The sequence below is a fragment of the Picosynechococcus sp. PCC 73109 genome (assembly GCF_001521855.1).
GTDB lineage: Bacteria > Cyanobacteriota > Cyanobacteriia > Cyanobacteriales > MRBY01 > MRBY01.
In genome coordinates this window covers 1,925,507-1,946,995 of record NZ_CP013998.1, presented here as the reverse complement: position 1 = coordinate 1,946,995, position 21,489 = coordinate 1,925,507, and the positions used below count along the sequence as shown (strand labels likewise).

19 protein-coding genes are annotated in these 21,489 nt (G+C 50.5%); 10 read left to right on the top strand and 9 right to left on the bottom strand.

The features are described from left to right. Window positions 1-58: 58 nt before the first annotated feature. The gene (locus AWQ23_RS09385) at window positions 59-724 is read left to right on the top strand and encodes a cytochrome b/b6 domain-containing protein (RefSeq protein ID WP_062434765.1); all 666 of its coding nucleotides are present in this window, start codon (window positions 59-61) and stop codon (window positions 722-724) included. Here the strand turns inward: AWQ23_RS09385 and AWQ23_RS09380 are convergent. Then, complete coding sequence (locus AWQ23_RS09380) at window positions 721-1,317, bottom strand: nitroreductase family protein (protein ID WP_062434762.1); 597 nt, start codon at window positions 1,315-1,317, stop codon at window positions 721-723. The two genes, AWQ23_RS09385 and AWQ23_RS09380, sit on opposite strands and share 4 nt — an antisense overlap. Window positions 1,318-1,436: 119 nt before the next feature. Between AWQ23_RS09380 and AWQ23_RS09375 the strand changes: the two genes are divergently transcribed. From AWQ23_RS09375 to acs, 3 genes are all read left to right on the top strand, one after another. Then, complete coding sequence (locus AWQ23_RS09375) at window positions 1,437-2,102, top strand: nuclease-related domain-containing protein (protein WP_062434759.1); 666 nt, start codon at window positions 1,437-1,439, stop codon at window positions 2,100-2,102. A gap of 129 nt (window positions 2,103-2,231) precedes the next feature. Further along, window positions 2,232-3,581 (top strand): hypothetical protein, encoded by a 1,350-nt coding sequence (locus AWQ23_RS09370; protein WP_062434757.1) that lies wholly within the window; start codon window positions 2,232-2,234, stop codon window positions 3,579-3,581. A gap of 137 nt (window positions 3,582-3,718) precedes the next feature. Further along, entirely contained in the window at window positions 3,719-5,683 is a 1,965-nt protein-coding gene (acs, locus tag AWQ23_RS09365; RefSeq protein WP_062434754.1) for an acetate--CoA ligase, read from the top strand. Window positions 5,684-5,792: 109 nt separating this feature from the next. Here acs and AWQ23_RS09360 read toward each other — a convergent pair whose 3' ends face one another. Further along, window positions 5,793-7,010 (bottom strand): ABC transporter substrate-binding protein, encoded by a 1,218-nt coding sequence (locus AWQ23_RS09360; protein ID WP_062434751.1) that lies wholly within the window; start codon window positions 7,008-7,010, stop codon window positions 5,793-5,795. Window positions 7,011-7,666: 656 nt separating this feature from the next. On the opposite strand from AWQ23_RS09360, the gene AWQ23_RS09355 reads away from it, so the two are divergent. Both AWQ23_RS09355 and AWQ23_RS09350 read left to right on the top strand, forming a co-directional pair. Further along, entirely contained in the window at window positions 7,667-8,092 is a 426-nt protein-coding gene (locus tag AWQ23_RS09355; protein WP_030006386.1) for a Fur family transcriptional regulator, read from the top strand. A 163-nt stretch (window positions 8,093-8,255) separates the two neighbouring features. After that, entirely contained in the window at window positions 8,256-8,984 is a 729-nt protein-coding gene (locus AWQ23_RS09350; protein ID WP_030006385.1) for a 2-phosphosulfolactate phosphatase family protein, read from the top strand. Window positions 8,985-9,061: 77 nt separating this feature from the next. Here the strand turns inward: AWQ23_RS09350 and psaM are convergent, their stop codons facing one another. Then, window positions 9,062-9,157, bottom strand: coding sequence for a photosystem I reaction center subunit XII (gene psaM, locus AWQ23_RS09345; protein ID WP_012307445.1), 96 nt, complete (start codon window positions 9,155-9,157; stop codon window positions 9,062-9,064). Between the two features lie 283 nt (window positions 9,158-9,440). On the opposite strand from psaM, the gene AWQ23_RS09340 reads away from it, so the two are divergent. The 3 genes from AWQ23_RS09340 to AWQ23_RS09330 all read left to right on the top strand — a co-directional run bounded on the left by AWQ23_RS09340 (window position 9,441) and on the right by AWQ23_RS09330 (window position 11,940). Beyond that, complete coding sequence (locus tag AWQ23_RS09340) at window positions 9,441-10,148, top strand: TerC family protein (RefSeq protein WP_030006384.1); 708 nt, start codon at window positions 9,441-9,443, stop codon at window positions 10,146-10,148. 307 nt (window positions 10,149-10,455) lie between these two features. Beyond that, on the top strand, window positions 10,456-11,412 hold the full coding sequence (locus tag AWQ23_RS09335; protein ID WP_012307443.1) for an RNA polymerase sigma factor, RpoD/SigA family: 957 nt from the start codon (window positions 10,456-10,458) through the stop codon (window positions 11,410-11,412). Window positions 11,413-11,598: 186 nt separating this feature from the next. Continuing rightward, window positions 11,599-11,940 carry a DUF760 domain-containing protein gene (locus tag AWQ23_RS09330; RefSeq protein WP_062434748.1) on the top strand — a complete coding sequence of 114 codons (342 nt, stop codon included), beginning with the start codon at window positions 11,599-11,601 and terminating at the stop codon, window positions 11,938-11,940. Between the two features lie 96 nt (window positions 11,941-12,036). On the opposite strand, the gene lnt is transcribed toward AWQ23_RS09330, so the two are convergent. From lnt to hemF, 3 genes are all read right to left on the bottom strand, one after another. Continuing rightward, on the bottom strand, window positions 12,037-13,701 hold the full coding sequence (gene lnt, locus AWQ23_RS09325) for an apolipoprotein N-acyltransferase (RefSeq protein WP_232308883.1): 1,665 nt from the start codon (window positions 13,699-13,701) through the stop codon (window positions 12,037-12,039). Continuing rightward, complete coding sequence (panB, locus tag AWQ23_RS09320; protein WP_012307440.1) at window positions 13,658-14,446, bottom strand: 3-methyl-2-oxobutanoate hydroxymethyltransferase; 789 nt, start codon at window positions 14,444-14,446, stop codon at window positions 13,658-13,660. The genes lnt and panB overlap by 44 nt, the downstream gene beginning before the upstream one ends. A gap of 222 nt (window positions 14,447-14,668) precedes the next feature. Next, window positions 14,669-15,703: an oxygen-dependent coproporphyrinogen oxidase gene (hemF, locus tag AWQ23_RS09315; RefSeq protein WP_062434743.1), complete on the bottom strand. Its 1,035-nt coding sequence runs from the start codon at window positions 15,701-15,703 to the stop codon at window positions 14,669-14,671. Between the two features lie 417 nt (window positions 15,704-16,120). Here hemF and AWQ23_RS16185 point away from each other — a divergent pair, with 417 nt between their 5' ends. Further along, window positions 16,121-16,270 carry a hypothetical protein gene (locus tag AWQ23_RS16185; protein WP_157094607.1) on the top strand — a complete coding sequence of 50 codons (150 nt, stop codon included), beginning with the start codon at window positions 16,121-16,123 and terminating at the stop codon, window positions 16,268-16,270. A gap of 108 nt (window positions 16,271-16,378) precedes the next feature. On the opposite strand, the gene AWQ23_RS09310 is transcribed toward AWQ23_RS16185, so the two are convergent. The 3 genes from AWQ23_RS09310 to aroF all read right to left on the bottom strand — a co-directional run bounded on the left by AWQ23_RS09310 (window position 16,379) and on the right by aroF (window position 21,303). Next, window positions 16,379-17,938 carry a ferredoxin--nitrite reductase gene (locus AWQ23_RS09310; RefSeq protein ID WP_062434740.1) on the bottom strand — a complete coding sequence of 520 codons (1,560 nt, stop codon included), beginning with the start codon at window positions 17,936-17,938 and terminating at the stop codon, window positions 16,379-16,381. Between the two features lie 180 nt (window positions 17,939-18,118). Beyond that, a complete protein-coding gene (thiO, locus tag AWQ23_RS16505) occupies window positions 18,119-20,092 on the bottom strand; it encodes a glycine oxidase ThiO (RefSeq protein WP_062436620.1) in 1,974 nt (657 codons plus the stop codon). 155 nt (window positions 20,093-20,247) lie between these two features. Beyond that, complete coding sequence (gene aroF, locus AWQ23_RS09300; protein ID WP_062434737.1) at window positions 20,248-21,303, bottom strand: 3-deoxy-7-phosphoheptulonate synthase; 1,056 nt, start codon at window positions 21,301-21,303, stop codon at window positions 20,248-20,250. Window positions 21,304-21,489 lie beyond the last annotated feature (186 nt).

Genomic DNA, 21,489 nt, shown 5'->3' with positions numbered 1-21,489 from the left:
GTTGCTTTTTTGCGTAAAATCGAGCAAATATTAGCAATCTCAAAGATATTATGGAGCCATGGCACAATCTAAACCATATCAACCTATTTTATTGCGCTTGCTCCATGGCCTAACGGCGATTCTGGTATTGCTGGCTTTAGATACGGGATTTTGGGTTTACGACATTTATGATGGTCGCTGGGGCCGTTTGGGTCTACCACGGTTCGAAGCGATGCAGGGCATCCATGGAACGATCGCCTTAACATTCCTTTTATTGCTGCCGTTCTTTGCGGTGTACAGTTTTCGTCTGGGCGATCGCCGTTTGTTGCAGCCGAATTCCCTGACGCAATTAAAGCAACTGGGAAAACCGATTTGGTGGGTTTCGGCCCATCGACTGATTAATACAGGCATGCTGCTGGCGGGAACCTTAGCCGTCATTACAGGCCGGATGATGAAGGAAGAATGGCTACCGGCAAGAGAACTCAATCATTTCGCCTACCTTGGTCATCTGTTGGCCTGGGGGGTCATGTTTGGGGCGCTGGCTCTGCACTTACTTTTGGGCATTAAAGTTGGAGGTGTGCCCCTATTAACTTCGATGGTTAGTCTGGGGAAACGGGAAGGCGATCGCCCCAAAAACTGGTTACAGGGATTCCAGCAGCAACAGAGCTTGTTACTGAAATCCCTAGAAATCATTGTGGGTTTAGGGGTGCTTTTTGCCTTGGTTGTGCCCTTGTTTAATTTTTAGAAATAGGGATTTTCCCAAGTTCCAGTAAAGACAATTTCCGCGAAGGGTTTGCGGCTACGGGGGGTCTGTTCCCGTTCCTGGAGGGCTTCTGGTGCTGTGGTAATATCACCCGGATAGCCAATGGCCACGGCAGCGGCCGGTTCAAAGCCAGCGGGAATTTTGTAGCGGTCACGGGCTTTGTCTTTATCGAAACCGCCCATTTGGTGTACCCGCAGACCGAGGGCTTCAGCTTGGATCGTTAAACTGGTCAAGGCTTGGCCCACATCATACATTCCGTAGGGATTCGGGTTATCATTGCGGGTAAATCGCTGTTTTCCGACAGAAATCATCAGAATGTATGCGTTTTTTGCCCAGGTCTGGTTTGTTTCCATCAGGCAGTCCAACATTTTGCCATAGGCAGCAGCATCAGCTTTTGTGGCCACCAAAAACCGCCAAGGCTGTTCATTAAAACAAGAGGAAGCCCACCGGGCGGCTTCTAATAAGCTCCCAATTTTTTCTGCTTCGACGGGGCGATCGCCATCAAAGATGACCGTACTAAACCGTTGACGCAGTAGGGGGTGAATTGGATATTGAGTTTGGGCGGGTTTTTCCATGGAACTTACGACAGAATAATGGGCAATAGAAAGAAAACTAAATTCCAGCTTTAGGATAACGACTTTTGGGTTGGATGTTTGGTGGATTATTGATGGATTAACTTTTATCTGGGCTAGTTATGGTTGCCTCTTCCCCTAGAACAGCGGGTCAAAATGTACGTCGCTTAGCCTTTAGACGTCGCCTCCAGTCCTGGCGGGCTTTCTTGGCGGCGGGAGGACTCCCGGTCTTGGTGGTGTTCATGTTTCCGGTCTTGGCGATTGGTCTGGGGTTTATTGCAGCCATCATCATTGTGGCGATCGCCGCCTTTGGGGCAATGGGTTTTATTTTCCGGGGTTTAGATCTTTGGCAAGCCGCAAACCGTGCCGTTCAGGGGGCTAAAGCCGAGGAAAATGTCGCCAAAATTCTCCAGGAACTAGAGCCCCAGGGGTGGTCTTTTGAATATGGGATGCGCCTTGATGATGGCCTGGGGGATGCCGATGTGATTTGCTTTTCGCCCCAGCAAAAAACCTACGTCATTGATGTCAAATCCCATAAAGGCACGGTGATTTTCCAGGATCATCGGCTCCATCGCCGCATGGGACGCACGATCTATGGCTTTAAGAAGGATTTCTTACAAATTGTGATGAAGCAGGCGCTCCAGGTACGAGATAAAAAAAAGCTTGATTTTGTCACACCGTTGCTAGTATTCACCCGTGCCCAGTTGGCCGTCTCCCACAAAAAAATTCGCGGGGTTTATGTCATTGGCCAAGCGGATTTGGTGGCAAAGTTGCAGGAATTGGGTTGAGCGCTGGGGTAGCTGTGGTCGTTCAAGGCGGTGGCGAATTACATCATTTCCCAAAAATTTGATCGAGAAACAATTCAGACTCGCTTACGATCAAGGTAACAGCATCTCCCTGGACACGACAGATTTTTTATGCTCCACGATTTTCAATTGTCTATCTTGGCCCTGGGCCATGACCAGTATCAATTGCGTTTGAGTTCGGCGATCGCCCCTGGTGCGGAACCCATCGTGGCAGTGGTCACTTGGCAACCGGAAGCTTGGCTGGCAACCTGGGCCAATTACCCCCTAGAGACCTGGGGGAAAATGCTGTTTACGGCCCTTTTTACGGGAGAGATTTACGAGCATTGGCAGGACATGGTGGCGATCGCCAAAGTGGATAATCTTCCCATTCACGTCTATTTGGGCTTACCAGATGGGATTTTGTGGTTTTTGCCGTGGGAAGCGATGTTTATCGAACCGCAGAGTTATACGGTGAATTTTTCTCGGCAACGGGATCGGGCAATTGGTGCTGATAATTCTGAAAATTTAGATACAGCGGTTGATTTGTCTTGGTTAGGGGAGACAGAAACCGAGGAGGATGTTGCCTTTATCCAAGATATTTTTGCGAATATGCCCGAACCGTCCGAGACGGAGACGAATACTGAAAATGCTCATCGGGGAATGCTCTTGATCCCCTCCTGGCGCTCCCTATTGGCTTTTCCCCGTAGCCTCCTAGGGTTGGGATTGATCATCATGCTCACCCTGGGGGGCATTCTACTGGGCCGACATTTACAAAATCTCTCTGTAACGCCGACCACTACGGAGGGGATCACACGTCTTACAGAAAGGGAATTAGACAAGCTCGATGACGCAGACTTAGTGCAATTGGCCCAGGTAGATATTGACCAAGACAATTGGGGCAATGCTGAGATGATCCTCGCTGAACTCCTCGATCGCCAAGCCTTTGGTGTGGTGCAACCATTACTGTTTGATCCGGCGATCGCCCCGGAGAATGAAACCATTGCTTTTTTGCGGGGGCGCTATATCTGGCAGACAACCTTGGCTGCCGTCCCACCATCGCCAACCCAAGCAACGGCGATCGCCACGGTGCAAGACAATTGGGACATGGCCCTAGCCCAACAGCCCAACAACCCCGAAATTTTGATGGCCCTGGGTTTTGTCCATTACCTCAATGCAGATTACGAAGCCGCCAATGATCGTTGGTATGAAGCCTTAGCGGCGGCAACGACCCAGGATTTCCCCCCAGTCCTCCAGGCAGAGATTTATGCGGGCCTGGCGATTAGTATGTACGATTTGGCCCAAAGGCAACCCACCGACGTTGACCAGGAAATTCTTGTAGGGAAAGCCGAAAAACTCCGGGCGATCGCCCTAGATCTCGATCGTTCCCAGCTCAACCCCCGCCGCCTCGAACAAAGTTGGTTATGGTTCCCTGAGGCGATCGCCACTTGGCAAACCCTGCTCGCTTTAGAAGAATCTCCCTAGGTCATATCCGGGGCATACATTCGATCAACTTGAGCGCAAAAATCTTGCAAACCATTACGGCTTAAGCACGAGACCCCCTGATGGGGCGGACTTGGGGGACAATGGGGTGAAATAAATCCCACGATAATAACCCTATTATGTCCGAACAAAACATTGAATCCATCCTCCAGGAGCAGCGCCTTTTTTCGCCTGCACCAGACTTTGCTGCCGAGGCCCAGATCAAGAGCTTAGACCAGTACCAAGCCCTCTACGACCGGGCGAAAAATGACCCCGAAGGCTTTTGGGGGGAACTCGCCGAACAGGAATTGGAATGGTTTGAGAAATGGGACAAGGTGCTCGATTGGCAACCACCCTTCGCCAAATGGTTTGTCAACGGGAAAATTAATATTTCCTACAATTGCCTCGACCGTCACCTCAAAACCTGGCGCAAAAATAAAGCCGCCCTCATCTGGGAAGGGGAACCCGGTGACTCCCGTACCCTCACCTATGCCCAGCTACACCACGAGGTCTGCCAGTTTGCCAATGCGATGAAAAAGTTGGGCGTCAAAAAAGGCGATCGCGTCGGGATTTATATGCCAATGATCCCGGAAGCCGTCGTTGCCCTCCTCGCCTGTGCCCGCATTGGTGCGCCCCACACCGTCGTCTTTGGTGGCTTTAGTGCCGAAGCCCTCCGCAGTCGCCTTGAAGATGCCGAAGCCAAACTGGTAATCACCGCCGACGGGGGCTTCCGCAAAGATAAAGCGGTGCCCCTCAAGGATCAAGTAGATGCGGCGATCGCCGATCACCATGCCCCCAGCGTTGAGAATGTTTTGGTCGTTCAACGCACCAAAGAGCCTGTCCACATGGAAGCCGGGCGGGATCACTGGTGGCACGAGCTGCAAAAAGAAGTCTCCGCTGACTGTCCCGCCGAGCCGATGGATGCCGAAGATATGCTCTTCATCCTTTATACCAGCGGCACCACGGGCAAACCCAAGGGCGTTGTCCACACCACAGGCGGTTATAATCTCTACACCCATATAACGACCAAGTGGATCTTTGATCTCAAAGATGATGACGTGTATTGGTGTGGTGCTGATGTGGGTTGGATTACAGGCCACAGTTACATTACCTATGGCCCTCTATCTAATGGGGCAACGGTCTTAATGTATGAAGGCGCACCCCGTCCGTCTAATCCCGGTTGCTATTGGGAAATTATTCAAAAATATGGTGTCACCATTTTCTATACGGCACCCACAGCGATTCGGGCCTTTATCAAAATGGGTGAAGACATCCCCAATAAATATGACATGAGTTCCCTGCGCCTCTTAGGAACCGTGGGTGAACCGATTAACCCAGAAGCTTGGATGTGGTACCACCGGGTCATTGGTGGCGAACGTTGTCCCATTGTTGATACATGGTGGCAAACGGAAACCGGTGGTGTGATGATTACGCCTTTACCCGGTGCAACTCCCACAAAACCCGGCTCGGCAACTCGTCCTTTTCCGGGGATTGTGGCGGATGTCGTTGACCTTGATGGAAATTCCGTTGGTGACAACGAAGGCGGCTACCTGGTAGTGAAACAACCCTGGCCTGGGATGATGCGTACTGTTTACGGCAATCCCGAACGCTTCCGGTCTACCTATTGGGAGCACATCGCCCCGAAAGATGGACAATACCTTTATTTCGCAGGTGACGGGGCACGCCGTGACCAAGATGGCTATTTTTGGATTATGGGTCGCGTCGATGATGTCTTAAATGTTTCGGGCCATCGCCTCGGCACCATGGAAGTGGAATCGGCCCTCGTTTCCCACCCTGCCGTCGCCGAAGCAGCCGTGGTTGGAAAGCCAGATCCGGTTAAGGGGGAAGAGGTGTTTGCCTTTGTCACCCTTGAGGGCACCTACAGTCCGAGCGACGATCTCGTAACGGAACTCAAGGCCCATGTGGTGAAAGAAATTGGGGCGATCGCCCGTCCGGGAGAAATCCGTTTTGCCGATGTAATGCCCAAAACCCGTTCTGGGAAAATCATGCGGCGTTTGTTGCGAAACCTAGCCGCAGGTCAGGAAATTGTGGGCGACACCTCCACCCTCGAAGACCGCAGCGTCCTCGATCAACTCCGGGGCTAAACCCCCATTCTCCCTTGAGGGAGATGTCCAGAGGACAGAGGGTGTCTTCTCTTGAGGGGAGTCGGAGGGAAAATTTCCATTAGGTTTCCCTCCGACTGCTTGCTTTGACTTAGTTCCCTTCGATAAAGGCGAAACGGCCCTGTTGACCCGATTCATCCATTTCAATTTGGGCCACAAAAAATTCCTTCTGGACAATTTCCCCTTCCTCTGTGAAGGAAATTTCACCCAAAGGCGTGACGTAGGTACCTGCAAAAATTTCGTCCCGCAGTTGTCGTCGCAAGTCCGGTAGAGCAAGAGTTTCTAAGGGCGTTTTTTCATCGAGGCTGCTGAGGGCTTCAACAAAAACTTGGATCGCCGTGAATGCCTGGGCACTAAATTGGGGCGGCTCTTTTTGGTTTTGTTGAAAATAGGCGTCCCGAAACGCGCGGTTAATCTCATTATCTAACTCGGCACTGTAGGCTTGGGCCACCAACACCCCATCACATTTTGCTTGGCAGACGGGGAAAATATTAGAAGTATTTAAGCCGTTCCCCCCAACAATAATGCCGTTGTAACCTAATTCTCGCAGTTGCTTCACCAGGTTGCCCGCATCGGCTGCTAACCCCGAAATAATCACTAGATCTGGTTGAACATTGAGTGCGGCAGTCACCTGGGCTTGAAAATCAGTGTCGGTCGTTTGAAACCTTTGTACCGTGACTAATTCCAGGCCAAAATCTTGCACAGCTGCCTGGAAGGTTTCTGTCTCTGATTTACTAAAGGCATCATTTTGGGCGAAGAAAACCGCAACGCGCTGTAGTTCTGGGTTGAGCTTGAGGGCTTGGGCCACGGCATTGGGAGCAACCACCGAGACAGGGGCAGAAACTCGGCCAATAAATGTACCAATCTGCGGGATCCCTTCGGCGGTATTGGAAGGGCCAAGGACGGGAACTTGGGCCCGGTCGGCGATCGGATCAGCGGCAAAGGCTTGTTGGGAAAGGGTTGGGCCAACGATACCGACCACTTTATCTTGGTTGATCAGGGTATTAAAGGCGTTGATGGCGCCCTGCTCATCGGCAGCCACATCCTGGAGAATGATCTTTAGGGGTTTACCGTTGATGCCGCCGTTTTCATTGAAGTAAGTTTCCGCAATCTGGGTGCCGAGGATCTGCTCTTGGCCAAACAGGGCAACATTACTGGTCTGGGCGACGGCAACACCCAGGGGAATTTCCGCGAGGTTGCCATTATTATTACCGGCATCCGTAGGAGGAGATGGGGAATTACAGGCAATCACCAGCACTGCCGTCAAAAAGGCGATCGCCCCCTGGAGCAAGCGTCGATATTTAAACATAAAAATTTCTATAGAGTCTTGATATAACAGACATCCAGAATACTGCGAAGCTCGATGCTCCTTCAACTGCTTGCTGCTTGATTGACAGCGATGGGGAATCAGTAACTCCTATTGAAGCGCTACAGGCAGACGAGGGCCGTAAAAAAACTAGACACCAATAACGCTAACCCCGAAATGATCCCGATTTCTTGAATTTCTTTTTTGAGTTCCATGGTTTGACAGCTCCACTAGCAAAATATGCAACGAAGAAATATCGATTTTGCTTGTTTTTAAGTATAAATACTCAAGTGCTGTTTGCCCACCCTTGGCCCCAAGGGAAATCACCGGAGGGAGAGGTTTAGCCCGTTAAATGTCATCAAAGCCAAATAATGAGACCACAGGATGCCGTCAATTCGTTTTCGATCTGATTGGATTTATTCTTACTTAGGGAAAGGTATAAGATAGAACTTTCTCCTAGATAGGCGTAAAGCTTAATTTAAGGTGCTAAGATCATTAAAGAACTATTAACCTATATTTTTTTCTTATCCGTAATCCGAAAAAATTCTTAAGAATTGCTTTTATCGCTGATTTTGCAACGAACAGGCCTTGATTTCACCTTGGCCCATTCGTCAGAATAGCCCCCATTATTTCCTTGTCGTCTGTTCTTCCCCAAAACCATGTCCCAAGCCTTTAGTGCCACAGAAATTCGTAATACGATGAAGCAAGAGGGGTTGCGCATCACGCCCCAGCGGTTTGCGGTTTATGCCAATCTACTCGGTCGGCAGGATCATCCCACGGTAGAACAGATCTTAGAGGATGTGAATGCGGATTTACCCATTGCTTCTAAGGCCAGTGTTTACAGTGCCCTGACGGTCTTGCGGGAAGTGAATCTTGTGCGAGAGGTGCTCTTAGATGAAGGCGTGACTCGGTATGACGCCAATGTTAATCCGCACCACCATTTCGTCTGTCGAGACTGCGGGGCCATCCAGGATCTGCCTTGGCAAGCCTTTAGCTGTTTTGATTTGGGTCAGTTTGCGACGCAAGTTACCGCCGAGAGCTATGAAGTAACCGTTAAGGGACTCTGTGCGGACTGCCGTGCTTAACTTGTTTAAATAATCTGGGATTTTTTCTCGGCCAGCTTGGGCTGATCCTTGCTGTTTGGCAGCCTTGGTCAGAACCCTTAACCTCATGAAGGTTTTGTCCGGGGCGATCGCCAAATCAGGTATTTTGGAATCTAGACTGGATTGTTAGGAAGGATTTTATTGCGTGAAACTTTTTGTGTATCACACGCCTGAGGCGACGCCAACGGATCAACTCCCCGATTGTGCTGTGGTTATTGACGTACTGCGGGCCACCACGACCATCGCTACGGCGCTCCACGCTGGAGCAGAAGCAGTACAAACCTTTGCTGACCTCGATGAACTGTTTCAATTTAGTGAAACTTGGCAGCAAACCCCCTTTCTCCGGGCTGGGGAACGGGGCGGGCAACAGGTAGAAGGCTGTGAGCTTGGCAATTCTCCTCGCAGTTGCACCCCAGAAATGGTGGCTGGGAAGCGCCTCTTCTTAACAACCACCAACGGCACGAGGGCCCTCAAGCGCGTTGAGCAAGCGTCCACAGTGATTACCGCAGCCCAAGTGAATCGCCAGAGCGTGGTGAAGTTTCTCCAGACAGAACAGCCAGACACCGTTTGGTTCATCGGTTCCGGTTGGCAGGGGGATTATTCCCTCGAAGATACCGTCTGTGCTGGGGCGATCGCCAAGGCCCTGTGGAATGGGGACAGTGACCAGTTAGGGAATGACGAAGTAATCGGGGCAATTTCCCTTTACCAACAGTGGCAGCAAGATTTATTTGGCCTCTTTAAGCTCGCGAGCCACGGCCAGCGTCTCCTGCGCTTAGACAATGAAATCGATATTCGCTATTGTGCCCAAAGCGATACCCTGGCGGTTTTACCGATCCAAACAGAGCCGGGTGTTCTCAAAGCCTATCGCCACTAAAAAAAATTAAGGGAGCCATGAAAAAAGGGTTCCGCACGGAACCCCCAAGTCTGCTTCTGTGGCAGATTTAGACAAATTTACTTATAAAGCTCAGTGGAGAGCCGGAAAGCCAAAACACCAGGAATGAGGGCAATGGCAAGGGCCACTAACACTTGGGTATCAGAAATTCCCATAATTTTAAAAACTCCGAATATAAACTGAGGTTTATCCCTTAATTTGCGATATTGCCTCTGGTTTCCCCAAGGTTTTGTAACAAGACGCAACATATCACCCCAACCTGCACCCATTCACCAAAAATGCGTCGCTTTAACCTTGATTCTGAGAAGTTTCTGCCGTTGACTGGATAGTTTGTTTACAATGGCCTTAAGGTGACCCATTTGCCGCCACAGCAACCCGACGGGCGGTCTTTTTTTGTCTTGAATTGTTCTCAAAAGTTTACTGTGTCGAATTTTTCCCATGCTCGAGCAAATTCTTCATCCCCAGTTGCATTTCAGCTTAGAAACGTCTTTCATTCTCGTGATTTTGGTGGCCCTAGAAGCTGTTCTTTCAGCCGATAATGCCATTGCCCTCGCGGCGATCGCCCAGGGGTTAGCCAGTCCGACCCAACAACGCAAAGCCCTCAACATTGGTTTGATGGTGGCTTACATTCTCAGAATCACCCTCATTTTCACGGCAACCTGGGTGATCCATTATTGGCAAGTAGAACTTTTGGGGGCACTGTATTTGCTGTGGCTGGTTTTTCGCTACTTTACCTCCCCTGAAGATGATAAAAATCACCACCATAGCCTAGAGTTCAAGTCCCTCTGGCAAGCGATCCCGATGATTGCGGTCACGGATTTAGCCTTTTCCCTCGATAGCGTCACAACGGCGATCGCCGTCGCGGAAGACATTTGGTTGATTGTGCTTGGGGGCACCATTGGCGTTCTGACCCTCCGCTTTCTGGCGGGGCTGTTTATCCGCTGGCTCGATGAATTTACCAACTTAGAAGATGCGGGTTTTGTGACCGTGGGCTTTGTGGGGGTTCGTCTCCTCCTTAAGGCGGTTTATCCCAGTTTTGTGATGCCTGAATGGCTGATGATCACGGCGATCGCCGCCATGTTTATTTGGGGATTTTCTAAACGCAACCCTGATTTTGTCCCCCAAGAGGACTCGCCATCGCCCTAATTTGTGCCTGGATCCCTTAGTCCGCCGTAGTTTCCCCTACGGCCCATTTGTCATTCTCAGTAACTTTACATTTATTAAATAAACTTAATAAAACTCTAATTTTTTGGTAAAATAAATTCATAAATAAAAATTAAGCATTTCGATTCTCGTTTTTTCACCAAGGTTAAATCGCTGCTCCGTCAGTACAGACCTTGCCTGTTTCCTTTAGTGGACAACTCACTTTTTCCGCAGCCCTGGCGAATCCAGTCTAGGGAGTAGCTTCTTATTTTCATTTTTTAAATTTCGTCCTTTCTAGCCGAGTTGACCTATGAAAACTGCCAAATACTCCGCCGATCCTGTCCGTACCTACCTCAAAGAAATTGGAAGAGTTCCCCTTTTAACCCACGAAGAGGAAGTCCTTTATTCTCGCCGTGTCCAGAAAATGGTCAACCTAGAGAAGCTTAAAGCCGAATTAGCAGAGAAGCAGGATCAAGAGCCGAGCCTCAAGGAATGGGCCCAGGCAGCGAACCTTTCCCAGCGGGAGCTGAAAAAGCAACTCCTCCTAGGGAAGCAGGCAAAACAAAAAATGGTCGAAGCGAACCTCCGCCTTGTGGTCTCAGTGGCGAAAAAATACATTAAGCGCAATATGGATCTCCTCGATTTGATTCAAGAGGGCACCATCGGCATGCAACGGGGGGTAGAAAAATTTGACCCGACCAAGGGTTATCGTTTCTCGACCTATGCTTACTGGTGGATCCGGCAGGCAATCACCCGGGCGATCGCCGAAAAAAGTCGCACGATTCGCCTCCCGATTCATATCACCGAAAAGCTCAATAAAATTAAGAAAGCCCAGCGCCAACTGGCCCAAGCTAACGGACGTTCTGCCTCAATCCCAGAACTAGCCGATGAACTAGGTTTAACCACCAAGCAAGTCAGGGACTACCTCGAAAAATCCCGCCAGCCCCTTTCCCTAGACCTGCGGGTTGGCGATAACAACGACACGGAACTGATCGAGCTCCTCGAAGACGATGGCTTGACCCCCGACGACTACGCGACCCATGCGGCCCTAAAACGGGATTTGGCGCGGATGTTAAATGATTTGACCGCCCAACAACAGGAAGTTTTAACCCTCCGCTTTGGTCTCCGGGATGGGACGCCCCACACCCTCGCAAAAATTGGTGAACATCTGAGCATCAGCCGGGAGCGAGTGCGTCAAATTGAACGGGAGGCCCTTGCGAAACTCCGCAAACGAAAAGCGGAAATGGGTGAATATTTAGCCAGTTGATTTCCCAATCAAAGGATAATTTGGCGATCGCCTAGGGGGGAAAAATCGTAAAAATGCCACCGCAAAAGTTCGGTTACACTCCCCTCTAGGTTGTCAATAAGTTGTTACATTAGCCTTAGTTAGTATTGCATCAAAACACAGTGATTCAACCCATCACTTCCATTGAGCATCTAGGAGGAAAGACTGGTGAATAACGAAGCCCAAAGTTTTTATGGTCTCACAGGTAACAAACAACAAGGTTCAGACGAGCTTTGGCATTATGTCCAGTCTTTGTCTCCAGAAATGATTGCCCATATGTCAAAGCCCCAATCTCCAGCGGTGAATCAAGTGATTGAGCGTAATATTGTTGGGTTATTGGGGGTTTTATCCCACGCCGATGGATTTAACGTATCGGTCAATATGAGCCGTGAACAGCTTGGTCAACTGTTGGCCTCGGCGATGATGGGCGGCTACTTTATCCGTAACGCCGAGCAACGGTTTCAGATCGAAAAATCCCTCCAGGAGCAGGATCTTAATTTACCCGATTAAAGTTTATTCTCTAGCAATGATTTAGACTGTAAAATTCAGGAAACTTCAAGGGGAAAGCCTCCCCTTTTTTATTGTTTATTTATCTGCATAAGTAATTTAAACTCTGGCTCTGTGAGCGTAGCTAATATATCCAGACAAACCCGTTCCTATTAAAAATAAACCTTGGCCTTTAACGAGCCAATTTCCCCAGTGGACATAGGGTGTTTTTTTATCGCTTAAATATATTTGTGCGCTGTAGGTGACAAATTCATTTAGGGAAGATAACCACAAAGTTTTTCCGGTGGGGTCAATCACGCCCGAATGACCCGTATTGTTTGCCCGCACTAACCAGCGACCATTGGCGATCGCCTGCATCACATCGAGGGCATGGTGTTGGGCTGGCATGGTTTCACTGTAGTGGGCGTCATTGGAAGCCACAATGATAAATTCTCCCCCGGCGGCGGTTTGGCGACGGAAATGTTCTGGATAGGCAGATTCATAGCAGATAGCGACGGTGGCTGGGCCGAGGGGGGTTTGCATCACTGCTGGGTTTTGGCCCCGCACCAGGTGAGCATCAAGGGGCGACAGGCGATTAATGATCTTGCCCAGGACAGCTTCAAAGGGAATATATTCCCCCAGGGGCACGAGGCGCTGTTTGTTGTAGCGGCTGAATACATAGCCTTGGCGATCGAGAGTAAATAGGCTGTTGGTAAAGTTATTTGCTTCACTACCAAAAGCCCCCAGGACAAGGGGGACGTTTTCTGTGCGGATCAGGCGGGGCCAAAAGGTTGCTTGGAGAATTTGTTCAATGCGAAAGGGTAAGGCCGTCTCCGGGGTGATAATCAAGTCTAGGGGCTGTTGGGCAAGGGTTTCATAGCCCGCGCGATAATTGGCGATCGCCAACTGATTACCATCTTGGTAGAGTTTAATTTCGTTGGGAATATTCCCCTGAATAATGCCGATTTGGGCAGGGCGATCGCTGGTAACGGGCATTGTCTGCAGTAGCGACCAACCAATCAGGTGAGCACTACCTAGAAGAATTAGAGTGAGTCCCCCCAACAGACCACTGCAACGGTGGAAACGCACAGTCCCAGTCTCATCGAAACAGGCCTCCGCAAGACAGCCATTCACCAGCACAATCAGCCAAGAAATGGTGGTAAATCCCGACAGTTGAGCCAATTGTAAAATCGCTAAATTATGGGGACTCTGGCTAAAGGCAAGGAAGTGCCAAAAAAGATCACTCTGGCTCCAGAGATATTCGATCACACACCACAAGGACGCCCCATAAACAACCCGGTAAAGTCGTCCGGCAAAGCTTAAAGGCCCGAAGGAAGCACGAAATTCCTCGAAACAAACCATCCCTAACGCCCAGAGCACCGGGATGCCCGCCCCCCACAGGGTGATAATGATCCAGCAAAGAATGGCGATCGCCAAACTCCACAGCCAAGGAACCCCCATCCAGGTCATCGGGTGAATCCCCGTAATCCAAAACAGCGTAAAACCCTGGTACCCCAAACCCCAATAAAAACTCAACCAGAGGGGCTGTTTGTATCTCTGGTAAAAATTACGCATCGCCCGTAGACCTTTACGACCTTGAGCAGACGGGGATGACTTAGTCCTTTGGGGCGATCGCCCAAGATAAATCCAGAGGGGGATCAGGGCGATCCAAGCTAGATACCAAGCTTCGACGGGGGCCGAGGCCATGCCCATCAGTACCCCTGCCCCTAATACGAGAAATCTAGGAGCCCAGATGGGGCGGAAACTGCTGCGTACGAACATCATCGCTATAGCGTTGGACTGCGTTGGTAATCAGATTGTCTAAGTCTAAATATTGTTTGGCAAAGGGGGGCGCTTTTTCACTGAGGCCCAAAAGATCCGCTGTCACCAGCACTTGCCCATCACAATGGCGTCCCGCGCCGATGCCAATGGTCGGAATTGTCAGTTTTTCGGTAATCGTCTGTGCCAGGGTCGCTGGAATATGTTCTAAGACCACCGCAAAAGCCCCGGCCTGTTCGAGGGCGATCGCCTCTTGGATTACCCGTGTCGCTTCTAGTTCCGTATTGCCCTGTTGTCGATAACCCAGGGTATGCACCGATTGGGGAGTGAGACCCACATGACCCATCACCGGTACGCCTAAGCGAGTGAGACGTTCCACCGTTTCGGCCATCGCTGGGTGTCCCCCTTCCAGTTTGATCGCCTGGGCGGTGGTTTCCTTGAGAATCCGACCCGCCGTATGGATCGCTTGGGAAAGGCTTTCTTGGTAGGTTAAAAAGGGAAGATCGCTGACCACTAAGGCATTCTTGACCCCCCGACAAACGGCCTGGGTATGGTGAATCATCGCCTCTAGGGTCACAGGCAGCGTATTTTCATAGCCGAGGGCCACCATCGCGAGGGAGTCCCCCACTAGGATGACATCGACCCCAGCTTGATCGACTAAGCGGGCGATCGCATAGTCCCAGGCCGTCAGGGTCACGATGGGTCGCGCCGTTTTTTTATAGTTTTGTAGTGTTCTCGGTGTAACCCGCATCAATCGTTCTCTAGGGCACAATAAAGCTGACCGGGCTAGTGAACAACACCCCAAAGCAGCTTGAGCTGCAACCGACGGTGTTGGGACTTTTCCGGTAATACCTGAGCTATTATGCCCCAAATCAAAATTCTGGGGAAATCTCGGCGTTCGTGCCCCCAGATTTGCCCCAGTGATCACTACAATTTTCCCTTTCGATTTTGACTCTTTAAAAGAGACCGATTCTTAACCTTGCCAGTTGGCCCAATCCTGGGGCTTGAGGAACCGTTCATAAAGTTCTGCTTCTGGGGTGCCAGGCTCTGGGCTATAGCTATATTCCCAGCGCACCAGGGGCGGTAAAGACATCAAAATCGATTCGGTACGGCCATTGGTCTGCAAGCCGAAAATAGTTCCCCGGTCATAGACGAGGTTAAATTCGACGTAGCGGCCCCGGCGGTAAAGCTGGAATTGTCGTTCGCGATCGCCATATTCTGTGTTGCGTCGCCGTTCAATGATCGGCACATAGGAATCGAGGAAGGAACCACCACAGTCTTGCACAAACGCAAAAAGATCTTCCCAACTGCGCTGGGGCTGTTCCCCTAAATCCTTACTGTAGGCAGCAGCAGCTTTATCGGGGTGGGGGCCTTTATACAGTTCCCCGGTGCCATCTTGATAGTCGAAGAACAATCCACCGACTCCACGGGTTTCGTCCCGGTGCTTCAGGTAGAAATATTCATCACACCAGCGCTTAAAGACGTTGTAATACTCCTTGTGGTGGCGATCGCAGGCGGCTTGGTAGGTTTTGTGGAAATGGGCCGCATCCTCAGCAAAAGGATAGTAGGGCGTCAAATCTGCACCACCGCCAAACCACCAGACAGGGCCAGCTTCAAAATAGCGATAGTTGAGGTGAACCGTTGGGATATAAGGATTGCGCGGATGTAAAACCATTGATGTGCCCGTGGCATAGAACCCGTGGCCTGCGGCTTCAGGGCGCTGTTTCAAAATAGAAGGCGGCAGTTGATCACCCCATACCTCAGAGAAATTGACGCCCCCCTGTTCTAGGACATTCCCCTCACGCATTACCCGAGAACGACCGCCGCCGCCCTCCTGTCGCTGCCAAGAATCTTCCTGAAATTTTCCTTTTCCGTCGGCCACCTCTAATCCCTGACAAATTTTGTCCTGGATTTGCTGCATAAACTGGCTCACCCGTTCTTTGGAATCACTGGGGGGCACAGGCTTAGCGGGGCTGGCATTGGTGGATTCTGTTTGCAAAGCTGTCATGGTTGCGTGGGAAGAAGTTTTATTTATTAAAAGGGTTTACCTGATGGCCCAAAGGCTGATGTTGCAAGGCTTCTTTAGGTCGACACAGGTCAAACTAGTATTCCAGACTAACCTGAATTGGCACGTTTTCGGCCTCGGTGAATGTGATTTTTCATGAAGTTTGTAACGAATAATTAAAAAGCTGCCTCCCGTGAATTCGTCGCCTGAGGTTATCCCCAGAGGCAAGGCGATCGCCCCCAATCCCGCTCTAAGGTTAAGAATAGATTAACTATATCCTTACGGACTTTTCCGTTTAAAAACCCTGATACAAAGGAAATCTCCCAAAAGCTTCGGTGTATACTAAAACTAAGGTTAAGAAAAAGTAAATTATGACTTAATCCTTTCATTACCTATTGGCGTGTCCAGGAGATTTGAACAATGCATCATGTTGCTAATCCAACCACCCCCCAAACTTCGATCCCTTTTCCCCTCAAAACAGATCGAAATGTGCCGACTCGCCTCGTGGCCCACTGGTTAACAGATGCGAATGGTAAGCTCTATCGAATCTGGGTCAGCGAAAAAATTTAGTCTCTTCGTCCCAACAAATTCCATCCAGCAAAAATCCCACAGAATCCGTCAGTGACTCTGTGGGATTGTAGGTTTTTAAGATTAAAGCAAAATTAGGCGCACTTCAGCCTACTCCGACTTCGGCGTTGCTCCAAACTGTTCGATTAAAATATGCTTCACAGTTGCCTTGAGGGTGTCCCCACAGGGCACTTTCTGAGCTACCGGCGCACCGAGGCTCGCCTGGTTACCGACCGTTCCCCCAGTGAGCACATTAACCGCTTCGACAATCGCCCCATCAACTTTCGCTTTAGAGCCGATAAAGCCGATATCACCCACCTGGGCTTGACCACAGGAATTTGGGCAGCCAGTCCAGTGCATTCGTACCCTTTGGGGAATATCTAATTCGGCATCCAATTCACGGGCCAAAGCTAACCCCTGTTCCTTCGTCTCCACAAGGGCAAAATTGCAGTAGCGATTCCCTGTGCAGGACACAAAAGAACGTACCAGGGTCGAAGGATTCACCGAGAATTTTTCTAGCAACGGTTCCTGAAGTAGCGCCTCAACATTTTCGCTTTTAACGTAGGGAATAATAAAATTCTCTTCCACCGTGGCCCGAATTTCGCCATTACCATAGGTTTCTGCGAGGCGTGCCACCTCGAACATGTCCTCTGCGGTCAAGCGTCCGGCGGGGACATGCAGGCCCACGTAGTGATAACCTGCTTGTTTTTGGGCATAGACACCGATGTGATCTCGCTTATCCATGGTTAAGGCGTGTTCTGGGGCTGCCGGTTCTAAAGATTGGCCAATTTCTGCTTCTAATCTCGCCCGGAAAGCATCGACACCCCACGCTTCAACCAGCCACAACACCCGCGCTTTGGCCCGATTTCCCCGGAGACCTTCCTCGGCACTATGGCGGGTATATAGCGCTAAAATGCCACGACTGACCGCAAGGACAGCCTCATTGGGGGGAACCCAAACATTAATCGAAATCCCTTCGGCTTGTCGCTGGGCAGAAAAATATCCGCCAACCAGGACATTGAAGCCAAATTGCCCATCCTTAAAGGCCGGGACAAAACCAATGTCATTAATTTCTACGTGGGAAGAATTATCCGGCGCTCCTTCTAGACAGATATTAAACTTCCGGGGGAGGTCACTAAATTCGAGACTGCCTTCACCGTAATTGGTGATCATATTTTGGAGTTGGGCCGCGAGTTCCCGGGTATCAAAATATTCTTCTGGATCGATACCAGCAACGGGAGACCCTGTAATGTTGCGCACGTTATCGTGGCCAGACTGTACCGTGCTGAGGCCCACTTGCTTTAATTTCGTCAAAATCTCTGGGGTGTCTTCCAGACGAATGCCGCGTAATTGGATGTTTTGGCGGGTTGTGATGTCGGCACTCCCGTCTTCGCCGTAGCGTTGCACAATTTCTGCTAGGGCGCGCACTTGGGCACTGTTGAGGATGCCGTGGGGAGTCCGCAGACGCAGCATAAATTTACCTGGGGTCACCGGTCGGTGAAAAAGTCCCAGAAATTTAAGACGAATGATTAAGTCATCTTGATCCATGGCTTCCCAGCCAGCCTGGGCCAGGGTTGCCAACTCATCTTTAATCGCTAAGCCGGGTTTGGCTTGTTTGGCTTGTTCGATTTTTGTGAGTTTGATTTTTTGGATTGTGGCGGCGTCAGTCATGGAGTTAATCCTGATTTCAATACTGATGTTGCTATGGGCGTCGGCTGGATATCCAGGGTGATTTGACCAAGGTAAACATTCAGTCAGGGAGATTTTGTAGTGTTAACTACGGGCCTGGCTCGCTTTTGCGAAATCAGAATATTGATGATGCGATCGCCGCATTCAATCGACAGAAGGAACTTAGGTGCTAACCAGTCCAGTTTGGGGAGAACTGGCACTGGCAATATGTTGAACTGGAATGCGCCCGGCCAGGTGAGCGAGGCGGCCGGCAGTGGTGGCTAACCCCATGGCTCGACCCATTTGTACGGGATCTTTAGCGAGGGCGATCGCCGAATTGACCAGTAGCGCATCGGCTCCTAATTCCATCCCGTAGGCCGCTTCACTAGGGGAGCCAATCCCTGCATCAATCACCACGGGAACCTTGCTCTGTTCAATAATAATTTTGATGTTGGCTTCATTTTGAATCCCCTGGCCAGACCCAATGGGAGAACCGAGGGGCATCACCGTGGCACAGCCCACTTCCTCTAGGCGTTTCGCCAACAGAGGATCGGCATTGATATAGGGCAGCACCGCAAACCCTTCTTTGACCAATTGTGCTGCGGCTTCGAGGGTACCGATGGGATCCGGCAGCAGGTAGCGGGCATCGGGGATCACTTCTAATTTGACAAAGTTGTTATCTTCTTGGCCTAACAGACGAGCCATTTCCCGACCTAAACGAGCTACCCGGATCGCTTCTTCGGCAGTTTTACAGCCCGCCGTATTAGGCAACATCCAAATTTTTTGCCAGTCGAGGGCTTCGGCAAGTCCTTCGTGGCCTGGGGCTTTGGTTTGGACGCGACGCACCGCCACCGTGACAATTTCGCAACCGCTGGCTTCAACGCTTGCTTGCATTGCGGCAATTGAGGGATATTTCCCCGTTCCTGTCATTAACCGGGAAGTAAAGCGACGACCGGCAATGACCAGCTGATCAGGGGTTTCTGTGGGGTTTGGCGTTGCAGTTGTGGTTTTGGGGCTGATAAAAAAGCTCGGCATTGAGCCGTTTTGACCATTCTGACTGTTGTGACCGTTTTGCATGGGTTGATGGGTTGAGTTGTCTAAAAAGCGTTGGTAGGAAAAATGTTGGAGGAGGGGATCTGCTTGGTTGCGGATCAGGCGATCGCCAATGAGTTTCGCCGTGATGGGGGCCAACAAAATGCCATTGCGATAATGACCCGTGGCATAGGTGAGATTTTCACAGGGGGATGCTCCCAGAATCGGTTTTTCATCGGGAGTTGCGGGCCGAAAACCCCACCAGAGTTCCGTGATTTCCCAATCTTTGAGTTTCGGCAGCAGTTGAATCGCTTTATTTAGGAGGGTTTGGATCCCTTGGGGGGTATTGTTGGGTTGCCACTGTACAGTTTCTGCGGTGGCCCCAATGATTAGGGTGCCATTGGTGCGCGGCACGAGGTACAGATTATCACCAAAAATCACCCGCCGGAGGGCCTCAGGATCCGGCATCCTCAGGGACATCATTTCCCCTTTAATCGGATAAACGGGCAGGGGCGTAATCTGACTCGACCAGGAACCTGCGGCTAAGACATAATGACCCGCTTGGAATAGCCCTTGATCGGTCTGCACCGCTTGCACTTGCCCTTGGATTTGTTGGAGACCCAAAACAGTAACGCCTTCTTTAATTACTACCCCCAGACCCCGCGCTGCTTGGAGTAGGGCTTGGCTCAAACGGCGGTTGTCTACTTGGCCATCTTCGGGGTGCCACCAGGCCCCCACCACCCCATCACCAAAACCCGGTTCATGGTAGGTCAGTTGGGCGCAGTCTAGCCAAACAGAAGCACTATCGGTCACGGTTTGGCTCGGCGCAACGGATTTGGGAGCAAAGATACCACAGGGCAAGTAACCCACATCGACGCCGCTGAGTTGTTCAATTTTGCGACACCAGTCGGCGTACATATTGCGCGATCGCCGCCCCAATTCGAGCATCGTTCCTGTTAACCCTTCGGCCTCCGGGGCAAGCATTCCGGCAGCGGCATGGCAGGCAGCCTCGGTAAAGTTTCGATTCAGGATTGTCACGGCACAACCCTGTTGTTGCAATTCGACGGCGATCGCCAAACCAATGATCCCGCCTCCTAAAATTAAAACGTCCGCTTGCTGTGCCATTTTTTCCATCACCTTAAATTCCTTCCGGTGCCTTCCTTTAAGCTACAACGGCCAAGATTTTTGCGGCAACCTTGACTTGTAAATAAAAAATCCCCACTCCAAGTAGCAGGGATATCACGTTAGGGTACTGACATTAACCAGCCATCACAGGGGCTTTAAACTGTTGCCAATTCCTTTTGGCCACGTCCCGTTAATTTTTCAACCTCTGCCAGTTCTTGCATCACCTGGTCGAAAGCGTCTGGGGTGAGAGATTGGGGGCCATCGGAAAGGGCTTTCTTCGGATTGGGGTGAACTTCGATCATCAGCGAATCAGTGCCAATGGCGATCGCCCCTTTAGCCAGCGAGAGAACAAATTCAGACTTCCCTGTACCGTGGCTCGGATCGATCATCATCGGTAAGTGGGTCAAGCTGCGCAGTACCGGAATCACCGATAGATCCAAAACATTGCGCGTGTACTTACTGTCGAAAGTCCGGATACCCCGTTCACAGAGAATCACCTGGGAATTTCCTTCAGCCAAAATATATTCTGCAGCCATTAACCAGTCGTCGATGGTAGCGGCCATCCCGCGCTTCAACAACACCGGCTTATTCTGAGCTCCTACCTTCTTCAAGAGGGCAAAGTTTTGCATATTGCGCGCGCCGATTTGAAGCACATCGGCAACCTCAGCAATTTTTTCTACGTCCGCCGTATCCATTACTTCTGTGATAATCCCTAGACCGGAGGCTTCCCGTGCTGCCGCCAACAATTCTAAAGCACTTTCACCGTGGCCCTGGAACGCGTAGGGAGAAGTTCTCGGCTTGTACGCCCCACCCCGGAGGAATTTTGCCCCGGCTGCTTTGACCCGGAGGGCAGTTTCAACGATCATTTCTTCATTTTCAACGGAGCAAGGGCCAGCGACGACGACCACCGGATGATTGGGGCCGAAAGTGACATCCCCGTTCGGAGTGGGCACAACGACCTCGCTGTATTGACCATGACGGTACTCAAGACTGACCCGCTTAAAGGGCTTTTCGACCCGGAGTACATTTTCGATCCAGGGGCTCATTTCTTGGATCAGTTCAATGTTAAAAGTGGCGGTATCTCCCACTAAGCCAATGACCACTTTGTGGGCCCCAACAATTTTTTCGGGGGTCAGGCCTAACTCTTTAAGCTCACTCCCTAAACGGTTGATTTCGGCTTCAGGAGTGCCAACTTTCATGACTACGATCATGGTATTTCCTCGAAGATTTACGACAGGTAAAAGAAATTTTATTTATGGAATAACGATGTAATAGGGCGTTTTTTATGGATAACGTTCTTAAAAACTAAGTTGTCGGCGATCGCCACCCTCCCAGTCTTATCTTGACACATTCACCTGAGAAAATTTTGATAACCGACAAGGCTGCATACGTGATAT

Coding starts and splice junctions, on each gene's coding strand:
- hemF (WP_062434743.1), bottom strand. CDS start 15,703: ATGACAGCTTTGCAAACAGAATCCACCAATGCCAGCCCCGCTAAGCCT.
- psaM (WP_012307445.1), bottom strand. CDS start 9,157: ATGGGAATTTCTGATACCCAAGTGTTAGTGGCCCTTGCCATTGCCCTC.
- AWQ23_RS09310 (WP_062434740.1), bottom strand. CDS start 17,938: ATGACTGACGCCGCCACAATCCAAAAAATCAAACTCACAAAAATCGAA.
- AWQ23_RS09375 (WP_062434759.1), top strand. CDS start 1,437: ATGGTTGCCTCTTCCCCTAGAACAGCGGGTCAAAATGTACGTCGCTTA.
- AWQ23_RS09355 (WP_030006386.1), top strand. CDS start 7,667: ATGTCCCAAGCCTTTAGTGCCACAGAAATTCGTAATACGATGAAGCAA.
- AWQ23_RS09335 (WP_012307443.1), top strand. CDS start 10,456: ATGAAAACTGCCAAATACTCCGCCGATCCTGTCCGTACCTACCTCAAA.
- AWQ23_RS09360 (WP_062434751.1), bottom strand. CDS start 7,010: ATGTTTAAATATCGACGCTTGCTCCAGGGGGCGATCGCCTTTTTGACG.
- AWQ23_RS09385 (WP_062434765.1), top strand. CDS start 59: ATGGCACAATCTAAACCATATCAACCTATTTTATTGCGCTTGCTCCAT.
- panB (WP_012307440.1), bottom strand. CDS start 14,446: ATGCGGGTTACACCGAGAACACTACAAAACTATAAAAAAACGGCGCGA.
- AWQ23_RS09370 (WP_062434757.1), top strand. CDS start 2,232: ATGCTCCACGATTTTCAATTGTCTATCTTGGCCCTGGGCCATGACCAG.
- acs (WP_062434754.1), top strand. CDS start 3,719: ATGTCCGAACAAAACATTGAATCCATCCTCCAGGAGCAGCGCCTTTTT.
- AWQ23_RS09380 (WP_062434762.1), bottom strand. CDS start 1,317: ATGGAAAAACCCGCCCAAACTCAATATCCAATTCACCCCCTACTGCGT.
- AWQ23_RS16185 (WP_157094607.1), top strand. CDS start 16,121: ATGCATCATGTTGCTAATCCAACCACCCCCCAAACTTCGATCCCTTTT.
- aroF (WP_062434737.1), bottom strand. CDS start 21,303: ATGATCGTAGTCATGAAAGTTGGCACTCCTGAAGCCGAAATCAACCGT.
- AWQ23_RS09340 (WP_030006384.1), top strand. CDS start 9,441: ATGCTCGAGCAAATTCTTCATCCCCAGTTGCATTTCAGCTTAGAAACG.
- lnt (WP_232308883.1), bottom strand. CDS start 13,701: ATGATGTTCGTACGCAGCAGTTTCCGCCCCATCTGGGCTCCTAGATTT.
- thiO (WP_062436620.1), bottom strand. CDS start 20,092: ATGGCACAGCAAGCGGACGTTTTAATTTTAGGAGGCGGGATCATTGGT.